Annotated in this window: 13 protein-coding genes; 5 read left to right on the forward strand and 8 right to left on the reverse strand. The window is 44.3% G+C overall.

Annotation, left to right across the window (positions count from 1 at the left end; all coding sequences use genetic code 11):
• Nucleotides 1–119: 119 nt before the first annotated feature.
• The 8 genes from GGI48_RS02455 to GGI48_RS02490 all read right to left on the reverse strand — a co-directional run bounded on the left by GGI48_RS02455 (nucleotide 120) and on the right by GGI48_RS02490 (nucleotide 7924).
• Nucleotides 120–1031, reverse strand: a complete 912-nt coding sequence (locus GGI48_RS02455; protein ID WP_260620602.1) for a glycosyltransferase — start codon at nucleotides 1029–1031, stop codon at nucleotides 120–122.
• Between the two features lie 51 nt (nucleotides 1032–1082).
• Complete coding sequence (locus GGI48_RS02460) at nucleotides 1083–2471, reverse strand: hypothetical protein (protein WP_179596766.1); 1389 nt, start codon at nucleotides 2469–2471, stop codon at nucleotides 1083–1085.
• Entirely contained in the window at nucleotides 2468–3847 is a 1380-nt protein-coding gene (locus tag GGI48_RS02465; RefSeq protein WP_179596772.1) for a glycosyltransferase family 61 protein, read from the reverse strand. Before GGI48_RS02465 ends, GGI48_RS02460 begins: the two co-directional genes overlap by 4 nt.
• Nucleotides 3847–4590, reverse strand: a complete 744-nt coding sequence (locus GGI48_RS02470) for an ABC transporter ATP-binding protein (protein WP_179596775.1) — start codon at nucleotides 4588–4590, stop codon at nucleotides 3847–3849. The genes GGI48_RS02465 and GGI48_RS02470 overlap by 1 nt, the downstream gene beginning before the upstream one ends.
• 5 nt (nucleotides 4591–4595) lie before the next feature.
• A complete protein-coding gene (locus GGI48_RS02475) occupies nucleotides 4596–5378 on the reverse strand; it encodes an ABC transporter permease (protein ID WP_179596777.1) in 783 nt (260 codons plus the stop codon).
• A gap of 321 nt (nucleotides 5379–5699) precedes the next feature.
• Complete coding sequence (locus tag GGI48_RS02480; protein ID WP_181956930.1) at nucleotides 5700–6854, reverse strand: DegT/DnrJ/EryC1/StrS family aminotransferase; 1155 nt, start codon at nucleotides 6852–6854, stop codon at nucleotides 5700–5702.
• A 144-nt stretch (nucleotides 6855–6998) separates the two neighbouring features.
• Nucleotides 6999–7529 carry a GNAT family N-acetyltransferase gene (locus GGI48_RS02485; protein ID WP_260620603.1) on the reverse strand — a complete coding sequence of 177 codons (531 nt, stop codon included), beginning with the start codon at nucleotides 7527–7529 and terminating at the stop codon, nucleotides 6999–7001.
• Nucleotides 7526–7924 carry an FdtA/QdtA family cupin domain-containing protein gene (locus GGI48_RS02490; RefSeq protein ID WP_179596779.1) on the reverse strand — a complete coding sequence of 133 codons (399 nt, stop codon included), beginning with the start codon at nucleotides 7922–7924 and terminating at the stop codon, nucleotides 7526–7528. The genes GGI48_RS02485 and GGI48_RS02490 overlap by 4 nt, the downstream gene beginning before the upstream one ends.
• Before the next feature lie 1052 nt (nucleotides 7925–8976).
• Between GGI48_RS02490 and GGI48_RS02495 the strand changes: the two genes are divergently transcribed.
• The 5 genes from GGI48_RS02495 to GGI48_RS02515 all read left to right on the forward strand — a co-directional run bounded on the left by GGI48_RS02495 (nucleotide 8977) and on the right by GGI48_RS02515 (nucleotide 14421).
• Nucleotides 8977–10266, forward strand: a complete 1290-nt coding sequence (locus GGI48_RS02495) for an ATP-grasp domain-containing protein (RefSeq protein WP_179596781.1) — start codon at nucleotides 8977–8979, stop codon at nucleotides 10264–10266.
• An 11-nt stretch (nucleotides 10267–10277) separates the two neighbouring features.
• On the forward strand, nucleotides 10278–11216 hold the full coding sequence (locus GGI48_RS02500; RefSeq protein WP_179596783.1) for a hypothetical protein: 939 nt from the start codon (nucleotides 10278–10280) through the stop codon (nucleotides 11214–11216).
• The gene (locus GGI48_RS02505; protein WP_179596785.1) at nucleotides 11213–12142 is read left to right on the forward strand and encodes a hypothetical protein; all 930 of its coding nucleotides are present in this window, start codon (nucleotides 11213–11215) and stop codon (nucleotides 12140–12142) included. Before GGI48_RS02500 ends, GGI48_RS02505 begins: the two co-directional genes overlap by 4 nt.
• Nucleotides 12142–13452 carry a glycosyltransferase gene (locus tag GGI48_RS02510; protein WP_179596787.1) on the forward strand — a complete coding sequence of 437 codons (1311 nt, stop codon included), beginning with the start codon at nucleotides 12142–12144 and terminating at the stop codon, nucleotides 13450–13452. The genes GGI48_RS02505 and GGI48_RS02510 overlap by 1 nt, the downstream gene beginning before the upstream one ends.
• Before the next feature lie 501 nt (nucleotides 13453–13953).
• Nucleotides 13954–14421 carry a hypothetical protein gene (locus GGI48_RS02515; protein ID WP_179596789.1) on the forward strand — a complete coding sequence of 156 codons (468 nt, stop codon included), beginning with the start codon at nucleotides 13954–13956 and terminating at the stop codon, nucleotides 14419–14421.
• The last annotated feature ends 132 nt before the right edge of the window (nucleotides 14422–14553 follow it).

Consider the following 14553-nt stretch of genomic DNA (forward strand, 5'->3'; position numbering starts at 1 on the left):
TGATAGCTCCCACAACCGAAAAATCGATTTAATCTAACTCAAAGAAATACCCATCAGGGGAAGCGCTTATAAATTGTACATAAACCAGCAAGCAAATATTAATCTTATCTTCCTTGACATCAAAACAGCCCCAAAAGAACTACCACACAAAGAAATAATCGATCTGACTTTCGGCGGCGCAACTGCCCTATATGAGGGATAAGCTCTAGCAGTCCCAACTTCCCCTTTACACGTAAAATATGCACCAATCTGTCAGACGACGGAGATATCAAGCCAGCGATACGAATCACCTCAGTTCGGTACCAACCTGAGCGCAATAAACTGATTCTACGTAAGACAGCCGTGAGCCCTTTATTCGCTCCTACTTGGTTACCATCATGTTGACGATAACGCATACGCCATTCGCTATCGATAAACCAACACAAGCCGTTGGCGCGATACCAGGCATAAAAGAACCAATCATGAAGACCGACCTGATTAACCTCATCCCAGTGCTTCAACATGAAAGACTTCATGCTCAAGGCTGACTGCACTGTGAGCACATAGGTACAACCCGGACCGGCGGCCTCAAATAAATAATCATGGGAAACTTGTGGCTGGGCCTTATTAATAATAGACTCGCGACCATCAGGCCAAAATGCCAACACATTGCTTGAATAAGCGTCACAGGCTCTAATCTGCAACTGACGATGGGCTTGAGTCAACTTATCCTCCAGCCAAATATCATCCTGATCTGCAAAGGATATATAGTCAAAACCAGAGAAATCAACTTCTCTAACAAGATAATAAAAATTTCGTGCAGCGCCGCCAAAACGCTGACCACCAGGCAAAATAATTATCTTGGGATTGTTCTTAGAAAGTTCAAGGACCCAATCTTCCGTACCATCAGACGAAGGATCAATACTAAAAAAAATTGTTAAATCGACATCTTTCTGGGCAAGTATTGTTTCAACCTGCTCTGCAATATAGTTCATGCCATTATATGCAGCCAACAATACAGCCACTCTCGGCAAGCGCCCGGAAATATTCATAACTCCTTTCCTACTCATCCACCGTAGACTCTAAGATTGTTACTCAATACATCATGAGCGTTTTTTTATTAAAACAAACGCTAAAATCAATTCAACAGGAGGGAAGACATGCACAGGAACAATAGGAAAAAAACTTTCCATCCATATTTTTTTAAAGTATTCGGTATCAATTTTTCCTTCACAAGGCCATGGCGGTGCAATACCGACTACATCTTTCGAAAAAGCCCCAGCCACTCGAAGAGCAACCTCTTCAACATCATGTATTTTGCGTACCTGTTCAAATACGTTGTTCTCATCAGGCCCTGCTTTAACACCTGTCACTTCAAAATTCACTAAGTCAGTAATCAGCTCGTCTACTGACGCTGACTTAACCAAATCAGCTGGTGAGTAGCCATGCGAACCGGTCAGAACACCAAAACACGGAATTCCTTGCCCCATAACCTCAGCAAACGCCGTTCCCCCAACAATTGGAAAGCTGTCAACATATGCAGAGGCACATGCCATGAACTCTAAGTATTTTTTGTGCTCCAAACGCGCATGAACAGCAAAACGGCCTCGTTGAGAGTACATAATTGGCCACCACCACCAATCGCGCCAAAAACTGGGCCCCACTACTTCCACGCGGTAATTTGCTCTAAGACAAATTGCACGTACAAAATCAGGAAAAGACCAACCCATTACTGGCTTAAACTTGTATGCAGTACCTGCTGCGACTATAGATCCTTGTTGAAGACCTGAAGTAGAAGTTCTGAAACGACGCTTTGAAGGTAGCCCTAATGGAATTCCAGCAAAGACAGAGCGGTCCAAACACCCTCGAGCATCACGTAAGGCCCAACCAAAGTGGCTGATTTCCAGTACACGATCAGCCACACCATAACCATAAGAAAATACATGGTCAGCATGGTTGTAGAATAAAATCTTAGTGCCATTTCTTCGACTAGCTATCCCTGCCGCCACCACAGACTCAATATCATGAGGATGCAAGTACAAAATTATTGTTTCAAAACGAATAAATTCAGCAACTAATGCTGAAATGCGATTCAAGCCAGGCCCCATCGAAGACATTACTGTGCAACCATGTCTCGCACGAGACAAACGCTCCTGCGCTAGTCCAGTTGCGGCATCCAGAACCAAAACGGCAGAGTCTTGTAATGCATTGCTAGTAATAAGTCGTTCAACTACTCGAGTGTGACCGCCCGTATCATAAGCCTTTGTTAAAACATGACCATAGCAGCATCTATGAGAACCCTCAAAGATCGGGACTCTTGACTCTATTCGCTCAACAAGCTCACGCTCAAGCTCTACCAACTGATAGTAACCGGTCGAGTTTTTCCATAAAACCTCCCCAAGGAATCTTGAAAGGTGTATGACTCTATCTAGATTTTTTTCAGCAGCAATTTTTTTTAAGGAAACGCGAACAAAACGCTCTATTCCATTCACAATTGAACCGCCTCATCCTGCCCCTCGGACATTGCATCGTCATGCCCTTTTATTGCCAGCAGAACATCTTCGATCTCAATATAAAAATCACTATGAATTGAGCGGTAAGATGTTTTCTCAATCTCACCAAGCACATAGCAAACCTGATTACCACACGCGGATGCCATATTTTGCCAGTAGTAATAAGAGGTGTTACTAAGATGTGCTATCATTATAACCAATCGAGTTCCCGGATTACAAAAAACCAGATTGGCAAATGCGGCTCCCGTGGCCCCCACGACAATTGAAGCTGAAGAGAAAAGCTCAACCTGCTCACTGAATGATAGTTTTTCTGGCTCAACCACCTCAAAGCCCAGTGCAACCAGGGTAACTTCTATCTCTTGAGCATTGACAATATTTCGATAGCCTGAGTTCCTACGAATAAAAATCTTTCTATCCGCTGAAGGCTTTTCTGGGAGATTCAATGCTGAACGGATTGAGCTTCTCATAGAAATCAAAGCGGTAGGGCTGAACTGACCTTGAGAGTGCCCCTTCAACCCACTAGTTCGTGGACGGCGCTCATATGGAACATAGCCACAAACAGAAACCACATGTAGTTTCCCCACCTGCACTTCATGCCCTTTTGTCAGTGGTATAATTTCTCTCCCCCCCCCTACAAGGAGATGGATAGCGGAAAGTAAATTGGCGTGCAAATTCGCATCGACAATCAAAGGCAGATGACTTGGTGCATTCTTAATAAAGATATATATACGAGGTAGAACTTCAGTCAAAAAATGCGCATAGTTTTGACTGACAGCATCTGTAAAAACCGCAGCCTCAGCCAGAGCTTCCAAACCATAATCATCGCCTAAATTTCTAAATACATAACTCGTCTTTTTAACCGGACTGATCACCATCCTACCATGAGCTTCTTCGCTGGTATAATCTCGCAAAGTGCAAAATAAGTCATGACAAACCAAAGTACCTTGTCCAATCAAAAAATTACTACCACCACGGACCAAGTGATCCTCAAGCTCCGCCAAATAAATAGATGGAAATATATATGACTCATGTGGCAAAACACACTCGAATGCCAAACGCCTTGGAAAGACTGAAGCAACTGGCACATTGACTCGTTCTTGAGCAACGACTTCAATAACTTTCTGCGCTGAACTTGAAAGACTTAATATTCGTAGCTTCAGAACTTTCGATGAAAAGCGGCTGAGCAACACCATCCAGACAGGGAACACAACCCCCCATCCAGCAATAATCAACCCTCTAACTACGGAAGAGCGCTTCAGAAACTTATAATAAATAAAACCTAAGAGAGTCCTATTAAGCAGAAAAGAACGGACGCCGTCCTTAACCTCAGCTTGCGCCCGCTCCTTCGAATGCATCAGTTAGCCTCACTCATCGCCAAGTAACGACTAATAACAGTCTCAGGATCACCATCATCCTTAACAACGCCATGGTCCATCCAAACAATACGAGTACATAGACTGCGTAATATTTCAATGTCATGCGAAACCAAAATCATGACATCAGCCTGATGAACAACTTGTAGCATCCGCTCCTTGGCCTTTTTGATAAAGGCAGCATCCCCACCAGCAAACATTTCATCCAAGATAAGAATCTCAGGCTGAATTGCCGTCGCCAAGGAGAATGCCAAGCGAAGGTACATACCCGTCGAATAGTATTTGACCGGGGTATCAATAAATTCTTCAATCTCAGCGAATGCTATAATCTCAGGTTCAAGGCGTTTTAATTCTGCCTTGTTATACTTGAGAATCGCACCATTAAGATAAATATTCTCACGCCCAGTAAATTCAGGATGAAATCCTGCACCGATTTCTAGCAGCGGAGCTACTCGCCCTTGAAGGCGGATCGTTCCTTCAACTGGCTCGTATATACGACAAAGCGCTTTAAGGAGAGTGCTTTTTCCTGCTCCATTGTGCCCTACTATACCAACGCGCTCTCCTTTAGATATCTCCAAGGAAACATTATTTACTGCACGATACTCCGAGTATGGTTCTTTTTGGTGCCCCTTAAAAAAACTTGAGACATAGTCCTTTAGCGAAGGGGAGCGATCTTTATAACGACGAAAATCGATAGAGAGGTTTTCAATTTTAATACTAGACATTTTCTTCAGAGCCTATAGACAATCTTTTTCTCATTCACCGACAGAACCAACAACCCTATGCCCAACGATAGGATAGAGAAGGCAATGGCGGAAATGATGGTTGTTAAAGAAGGCATAACACCATACGCCAACGGCGATCTAAAAATATCAATATATGGCACCAATGGATTCAACTTCATGAGGTAGGCAATTGTTCCTCCAAGCATAGTTTTTTCATACATAACAGGAGTCAGGAAAAACATTGCCTGCAATATCACCGTAATAATATAGAGCAAATCACGAAAGAACACTGTCATAACAGACATGATCAGCCCGATACCCAAGGAGAACAGGAAAAGAAGTAAAAACGAAATCGGCAGCAACAACAAAGCCGAAGTAACCTTTCCACCAAGAACAAGAATTATTATAAACAATGCAAAAAAAGAAAGAACCGTATCAATTGCCGCCCCCATAGAAACACTAAGCGGGAACAAAATTTTAGGCAAATAAATCTTCTTGATTAATCCTTCATTATTTATGAAAGCATGACAAGATTGAAACACCGTGGAGTTAAAGCTATTCCATGCAATCATCCCCGAAAACAAGAAGACAGAATACTCACGCAAAGGCATCTTGAATAATGACGAAAAAACGAATGCCGTTACTGACATCATTAACAGCGGATTGACCAAGGTCCAGAAATAGCCAATCACTGTGCGACGATAACGCAAAATCAATTGCTGACGCACCAACTGCCATAGCACATAGCTATTGGCTCTGAGCTCACTCCACCGCTCTGTTATTCCCATCACTATATCACTGCCTTCTTACTGACCATTGAACCACCCACCCTCAAAAAACAAGCTCTCAAGGCACACCTATCAACACCAAAGTATTTACACCTAAAAACCATCACGATACTTTCTTTCCAAAAATACTGAAAAGATCAACCGAATCATCATACTCAAAAAATTCCGCCTGCAATATTTAACAAACCAACATAAGCCCCTCCGACCAAGAAAGCTGTTCAGAAGGCCATGTGGGTGCATAGATTATCTCACACCTACATCTCTCTCTAACAGCAGGCCGAGATCTCTCAATCGACAAACCTGTACTATCAACACACCGCTTCAGGAAGAAGCTGGAACGAAGGAATTGCAAGCCTCAATGACCGCTTTTGCTTCTACATCCGTCATGACAGGTCCAATCGGCAGACTCAACACCTCCTCATGAATACGCTCCGTAATGGGCAGATGTAAACCGCTCAATTCGGCATAAGCCTGCTGCTTATGAGGCGGTATCGGATAGTGAATCAATGTACTCACCCCGGCAGCCGCAAGATGCGCTTGCAGTGCAGCGCGATGATTACAACGTACAACATACAAATGAAATACATGCTGCTCTTCGCACTCCCATTTTGGCAAGCGAATTGCTGAATTGCGGATCCCCTCTCGGTAAAGATTCGCTATATACCGACGACGCTCAGTCTGAACGTCCATGTAACGTAATTTTATCGAAAGCATTGCAGCCTGCATTTCGTCAAGGCGGCTATTCACACCTGGATAGAGATTTTTATATTTCTCATGAGAACCGTAGTTACGTAATGCGCGCAAAGTACTCGCAAGAGCATCGTCATTTGTTGTTACCGCTCCAGCATCCCCTAAAGCACCAAGGTTCTTGCCAGGATAAAAGCTGAATCCTGAAGCATCTCCCCAACTGCCTGCACGCCGCCCGTCAACACGAGCTCCATGAGCTTGTGCTGAATCCTCTAGAACAAGTAAATTGTGCTTCTTAGCAATTGCCATAATGTTGGGCATATCTGCCATCTGGCCGTACAAATGCACAGGCAAAATAGCACGCGTACGGTGGGTTATTGCAGACTCAATCATCGTAGCATCAAGATTGAATGTGGAATCGTCAGGCTCTACTAGTACCGGAACCAATCGATTTTCGGTGATAGCAAGCACACTGGCAATATAGGTATTTGCCGGAACAATCACCTCATCACCCTCTTTCAGGCGACCCAATAGCATCCAAGCACGCAAGGTTAGCACCAATGCATCTAATCCATTAGCCACACCGACACAGTGCCGCACACCGCACCAATCAGCGAACTTACTCTCGAAATCTGACAACTCATTACCGTTAATATACCAGCCAGAATCAATCACGCGTGCACAGGCCTCAATCAACTCATCGCGAAACTCTGCATTAACTTCTTTCAGATCTAGAAAACTAATCACTACTCCCCCTCGGAACGAGCGCCTTTTCTCGTCCTCAATCATCACATTGCCAAAAAAACACTAGCATCGAGCTTTGCCACCACGATACCATCACAGCATTTAAAAGATTAAAGTTAAAATCGGCAAACCGCGAAAATCCACCTATCACTGCGATGACAAACACACATATGCCATTGAAGCTGTACGTTAGCAGCCGCCTATCTTATCACACATGGCAATCCGAGATCGCTCGACGCTAGCCTTGGTGATTTCGAAGTAATAGTTCTGCTCATCCTCTTTAACCACCACCGCCCCCATACGCTTATGGAACGCCACGACACCGGCATTAGCCTTCATTACATCAAAGTGCGACTTATCAAAACCCAAATGACTAAAACCTAAGTCATAAACCAATAATGTACTTTCAATTGCTGCATGCCGAGTTTTGTTTTCATTAAGAATCCAGCTCCCCCAACAAAACGAGTCCGGGCGAAGATCATAAATTCGTACAGTACCGCACGGCACACCATCAAGACGTTCAATTATGAAATAATACTGCAGCCCAGCGAGCTCATCTTCTTTATACTTTCGAATCCAACTCTTTTGCGCTTCAAGGTCAGCCGTCACCTCAGAAAGAAAGCGGTTATATCGCTGATCAAGACGCAATGAGAGAATGAAGCCAGCATCTAATTCCTCAACCAGTCGCAACCGGATGCTTTTCAACTCCACTTTCATCATCTGCTCTCCTGAAGAAACTGTTCATAATCGCGAATATAGTCAGACTCATCATAAAGCTCGCTCGCAAGCACTAATAGCACACAATCATCACTAAAATCGTGCATCTCTCTCCAGACCATACTCTCAATCAATAAACCGCGCGTCGCGCAGCTCATTACAACCTCCTCACGTACCCTGCCATTATCCAAAACCATGCGACAGCTGCCAGCAACACACATTGCAACTTGACGCAAATCACGATGAGCATGATATCCACGGCTAACACCAGGCTCAGTTTTGTAGATGTAATATACGCGCCGAATATCAAAAGGCACATTTCGCCCATGCTCCAAGGCTACTAAGCTTCCGCGATCATCGCCCAACACCTGAAACTCAATCCACTTGATCAGACTCAAAAGGAGGTCTCCTCGATTAGCGACAACAGATACTGACCACAACTACTTTTGCCAAGCAATACACCGACTTGACGAATGTCTTTTTCTAAATCCCGTATTTCATAAAAATTATTGTTTTCTATAAAAGCCACTTTTAACCCTTTTATGGATGCTCGAATGTCGCAACAAGTTGACCAGCCTCAAGCGAACCCTCACAAATGAATTCCTCGCCAATCAAAAGACATGCCGCTCAGCTCGCACAAGTCAGCAGAACAAGGTTCACGAGAGCATCGTCGCAGACTGAAATTGCCCCCTCTGCCCCTTAGGGGAGGGGGGGAGGTAGACAGCCATACCGCACACGCAGCTGACGCATTGCGAGCATTTTCCCACAATTTTGATCCGCACGCGACGCGCGCCTTAGGCCTTGTTGCCTTTTCTGAACCACCTTACAAAAACCATCTCCGCCAGCGGACGCAGCACGCTACTAGAGACCGCCCCCCCCCCAGGAAAGCTGCGCGACAGGGCACATCAGCCATAACTAAAACCTTCTACAGCTCCCCCACCCACAAAACATCGTACCAACACACCAAAAAGGACTATCAGACACCTCCACGCAATCGCCAGCCTCCAGCTCAAAAACCATAGCGAGAACGACCGACACGATACGCCGAAAGCATTTCTAGAGGACGAATTATAAAAACATGCCCCCCTCTCCCTAGACATCAGTCATTACTTTTGGGTTCGGCGCCATACGACGGGGCAGCACCGACTGACAATCGACATGCCCAGGCTCAGCATCAAGCTAGATGAGCAGGCACTACATAGCTCTTCACTTGCTAGAAAGGGTATGGTGGTGGTAAAACACGCCATCATAAATTGGCCGCTTCCCCCCCGACACAAATACACAAAAGCAACTCTTTGGCGCGATTTAACCCAGAGATCGCAGCACGAAAAATCATTCAAGCCAAACGTTTTCATTGGCACATAGAATTTATAACCTGATTCATCATCACTGACGCTAAAGATCTAACCAGACCAGAATAAATCCTCACACCTACAAAAGATAATACCTGATGAAAAAGCCACTTAATGTATTAATATTTCCTGCTGGCATAGAGAATGGATTGGAAATTTTCAAAGCTCTCCAAGGGTGCAAAGAGGTCCGTCTTCATGGAGCATCAAGCCCAGAAGTCAATCAAGCATTCTATGTATTTGAGAAGCCAAATATTATTCGCGATGTAAGAACCGACGGCTGGCTTGATGACCTCAATAGAACAATTAGAGAAAACGATATTGATATTGTTTTCCCTGCAAACTCTACGGTTATAGATCACCTTTCTCCTCTTAGGGAAAAAATACTAGCACCCGTCTTGCTGCCCGAACGAGAAGTTATCGAACTGACTCGCTCTAAAAAATCCTCATTAGAGGCAATGAGAGGACTGATTCCGATACCAGACGTCTATAGCACACCGGAGAAGATTACATCTTTCCCTGCTTTTGCCAAGCCAGACATGGGTTATGGTTCTCAAGGCATTACTGTAGTCAAGAACTTGGAACAGGCAAAGTCTATAGACTTCGACAAGTTTATCGTCCAGCAGTACTTACCAGGCAAAGAATACTCTGTCGATTGTTTTTCAAACATGGACGGAAAACTACTTTTTTCGGGAGCGCGCGAACGAAGCCGCATTCGCATGGGAACCTCCATGCACGCAGAGGTGGTGTCTCCTGATATAGAAAAAAATTTACGTAACTATGCAGAGAAAATTCTAGAAAAAATAAAAATCACAGGCGCTTGGTTCTTCCAAGTCAAGGAAGATGACGATGGAATACTGAGGTTACTGGAAATCGATATTCGTATCGCAGGCACTATGTGCTTCAACCGTGGCCGCGGCATTAATTTTCCATTGCTCTCCGTACTTCAATTCCATGGCATGTCGATCAGTACTCTAGTAAATGACATGAGTCTTTCTCTCGATCGATGCCTAAAGAACCGCTATCGTCATGACTACCAATATGACTCGATATATGTAGACCTTGATGACACGCTCGTAATTCATGATCACCTGAACACAGAACTCATTCAGTTTTTATATCAGTGCATCAACAAGAACAAGAAGATAGTTTTAATAAGCAAACATTTAGGTGCCGACATTAATGCATACTTAAAAAAGTGGAGGATTTCTGAGATTTTTGACGAAATAATCTGGCTAAAAGAAAGCGACTCTAAAGCAAATTACATTCCTCACCAGAAAGCAATTTTCATCGAGGATAGTTTTTCGCAACGGTTTGAAGTAAGTAAAAAATGCGGAATCCCAACATTCGACCCTTCGATGGTCGAGGTTTTGTTAGACGATAGAATTTGAGCAGGTTCAATATGATCAAGGTAAACAAGCTGGGCTTTATATTCAAGCCCGAAGGAAATACCGATTGGTGGCGGACGCACACGATGGCACCCGCTCCAATTGTCTTAGATAATGACACAGTGCGAATCTATATGGGCTGCTGGACAGCTGATAAAGTTTCCCGGATTGGCTATATTGATGTAAATTTACACAATCCGACTGAGATACTAAAAATATCAGACAATCCAGTTCTTGATATTGGAAAGGCTGGTTGTTTTGATGAAAATGGCGTGTTTCCTGCTCACGTCTATAACTTTAATGATGGCCGAGTATACCTTTATTATACAGGTTTCCAGCTAGGTCATAAAATTCGTCATTATAACTTTGGTGGACTAGCCATCAGCAATGATGGCGGCCAATCATTTCAACGATACAGCGAAGCACCTGTCATGGATCGAGCAGATGAGGGGCTGTTTGTTCGAGCTGGGCAGTCGATAGAAAAAGCCGAGGACGGAGGTTTTCACGTAATTTATTCGGCTGGAAGTTCTTGGCACATGTGCTTAGGAGAATTACGCCCAGTATATGATGTCTTTTACCAGAAATCTCCAGATGGAATTCAGCTGGAAAAGGCAGGAAAGAGAATCCTCACATGTGACCTAGACATAGAGCACGGACTGGGGCGCCCTCAAATCATACGCTTGGGCGATATGTACTATGCCTTTTATACAAGGCGGATCATTGAAGGCATGAAATACTTCATAGGCTGCGCTCGCTCAAAAGACTGCAATACTTGGGAGCGTATCGATCATGTATTCGACGGAATTGAGTATGGCTCGGAAGACGAATTTGATTGTGACATGATTTATTTTCCTGCCGCAGTAAAGATTTCCGACTCCAAAGCTTTGCTTTTTTATAGCGGCAACTACTTCGGGAAGGACGGTCTTGGTGCGATAGAGTTGACAATCCAATGAATGTCATAGAACTTTCTCCTGAAGAATACAAAAAAACCGTAAAGGCTCCCTTTTCAGTTTTTGATACCGTAGAGTTTTGCCAATTAAACTCCGCCAAAGTTGATTCTATAAAACACTTAGTATTCAACAACGGAAAAAACAGATTTGGAATCATTGCCGGCATCAAAGATGGAGTGCTACGCGCTCCATTTTCAGCACCTTACGCTTGCTTTTCAGAGATAGGAAAAAACAACAAGGTAGCTTCTTACAGCACTATAGCATCTTCCTTACTTGAATATGCAAAAGCTCAAGACCTCAAAAAAGTACGTATAACTTTTCCACCTACCGTTTACGATGAAAGTCACATTGCCAGGCTTTACAATAGTTTTTATAATGCTGGCTTTAGAATTTCTGGATGCGACCTGAATTTTCAATACAACCTTCAGTGCTTTGGCGATGACTACGAAGCAACTATAGACTTGAAGGCCAGACAAAAACTGCGATCCGCAGTTCGGAGCGAGTTGTCTTTTCAGAAGACAGACGACATTAAAACCGTATATGACGTCATACGTGAGAATAGAGCAGCAAAAAACTACCCTTTATGGATGACATACGAAAACATCCTAGAAACAATAAAGGTCATAAAAGCAGATTTCTTCATTGTCTACTCAAAAGCACGCGAACCTATTGCCTCGGCAATGGTCTATGAAGTTTCATCCGACAAAGTTCAAGTAATATACTGGGGGAATCTTCCAAATACGGAAGACCTTAAACCAATGAATTTCATGGCCTACCATATCTTTGACTATTACAGTAAAAAAGGTAAGGTTTTTTTTGATATCGGCCCATCTACAGAGTTCAGCATCCCCAATTTCGGACTTTGCGATTTTAAACAAGCTATTGGTTGTGCAACCTCGTCTAAGCTAACCTTCGAAGCAGATTTGTAATGGCTAATATTCTTATTTCTCACTTTTCAACTATTGTAGAGAATGGCCGCTTCACTCCAGGGTGTTTCTTTGAAGGGCTAGCTAAGAGCTTTCAGGAAGGCGGTCATAATGTAAAGCACATGATTTCTACGTCGTTCATACCCAAAGCGTGGAACGGCACGAACACCATGTACAAAGATGTCAAGCGCCAACGACTTATACAGGATATTAAGGACTTTTCACCTGACCTCTGTATTTTCGGTAACAACTCTGTTCCCGAGGCTGTTTATGAGGCCACCGACTGCCCAGTTATTATTTTACTTTCAGACACAGCCGCATTTCTCAACGATAAAGAACTTATAAAAAACAAGTCATACGGTAATAGAATTCATTTTTATGCACCATTCAAGCGCGACCTTCATGAAATTGAGGCTTTTTTTGGCAAAGACGCAGGAAAAATTTTGCATCTGCTACCTGCTACGTCAGTTAAAGCAGAAACTATTCTGGTAGATAAAAATATATCTTTTATCGGCTCTAACTTCCAGAATGACAAACGTCTTGAAAAGCTCATACTTGACTTCCCAGACAGAAAGCGTCTTTTACAGATTCTAAACATTTTACGCCATGACACTTCGTCGATGGACATTTTCTCAGAAAAAGAAGCCAACTTCATCGAATCATATTTACCAATATCACATTTCATTCACGCATTTTCCGCAAGAGATAGAATTCTTACACTCTCACTTATGACTGAAGAAGGCCTATCACTTTACGGCGCAACTAATTGGCATGAGACAGCACAATATTTTCCTGACTTAGCAGCGTCCTTTGATCAGAAAAAAGTATATTCACTTAAGCACAATCAAGACATTTATAACTCAAGTAAAATTTGCCTCAGCGTCTCGCACTCTCAAGCTTCGGACGGATTCCCATGGCGTATCATGGACATAATGGCCTCCAATGGGTGCTTGCTATCTGATCGTAAGCGGGGGATTGCTGACTTCAGCAAGGATTATGTTGATATTCCAATGTATGAAAGCCCTTTAGAAGCAAGGGAATTAGCACGCCGCCTGCTAAAAGATGAAACTCTACGTAAGGAGATTATTGAGGGCTCCCAGATATGTATTGCCGAAAATGGATTGTGGAAACACCGCTTTAACGAAATAGAACAACAAACAGGGGTTAAGCTCACTCTTCCAGCTCCCTGCGCGGGCACAATTTCTTACATTTTCGGAGAAGACTATAGCTCTATACAAAGGCGCACTCTAAAAACGAAATCATATTTACGCAGAGGCTTGGCAAAAGTTGGTCGCCATCTCGCCCGACTGTAAAGACTCAAGCAGTTAAATATGATGCAGCTTGATTATTAATGCGCCAAAACAAACACAATCCATTCGACCTTGGGGTGCATCCTGCGTGCACCTCAAGCCTTATTAAAATCAATAAAAACCTATCACTCACCCATTTATAGCTCAGACATCAGTATTAAACTCCTGAAACTATAAAACCTCCACATTCACTTTTCGCATAGCTATTATCAACCGACACGACTAAAAAGAATTTGAATTTAATTTATTTTCTTCCATTCAAGCACTATAAGAATACAAATACTATTGCTAAAGAGGCACTTGATGCTCAGCTCAAGGTAGTGTCAGTTAAAAGGCATGCTGTTGGATGTCGTGCGTGGGCATGCTAGAGCTGCTCTCTATATCTCTTACTACGGCTGGCAGCCTATGTCGCAGCCCCCGCTCAAGGCCGGGAATAACCCGTTGCTCCAGAAGCTGAACAGGTTCGGGACACCGCTGTACGAACCCAATACAAAGGCCCACTGCATGGGTGAAATACCAGCCTCCCCTGACACCGCCCTCGCCTCGAATATCTGGACCTGGTACGGCCAGGATGAGTATCGAAAAATCATCCTGCTGGGAGAGCTGGGCGTGGCCCTGGAGTTCCTTGCCCTGGAAGCCGGACGGCAACGAGAGGAAATCGGCTGCTGCGCCGAGTGCAACCTGTGGTCCGACTACCTGGAATATCTGGACGGCTTCGTGAAGCATTTTCCGGCCAATCTGGCGCCGCAACTGCTGTCGCACTTGCAGGCGCTGTTGCGCGGCTGTGAAGCGCTGTGCCGGGAGGCTTACGGAATAACCCTGGAAGACAACGGCTTCCAGCACCCGCAATGGCAGCCACTGCGCGAAGGTGCCCGTGAAGCCCTGGCGCTGCTGGGTTGGTCCGAGGTGCGCGAGCATATGCCGGAGTTGACCGAAAATTGCCGGGCGGCGTTGCGCAAATGGCCGGATTGAACAACCGAAGGTTGGCGGTGGTTGGCTGGGGCCTTTCGCTGGCCAGCCAGCTATTGCGCTGATCGACACGACGCGATCCCGTAGCCGACTTACCGGCGAAGGCGATCATGCGGGCACATTCGCCAGCAAGCT

It is taken from the genome of Pseudomonas protegens, assembly GCF_013407925.2.
Taxonomy (GTDB): Bacteria; Pseudomonadota; Gammaproteobacteria; order Pseudomonadales; family Pseudomonadaceae; genus Aquipseudomonas; species Aquipseudomonas fluorescens_AP.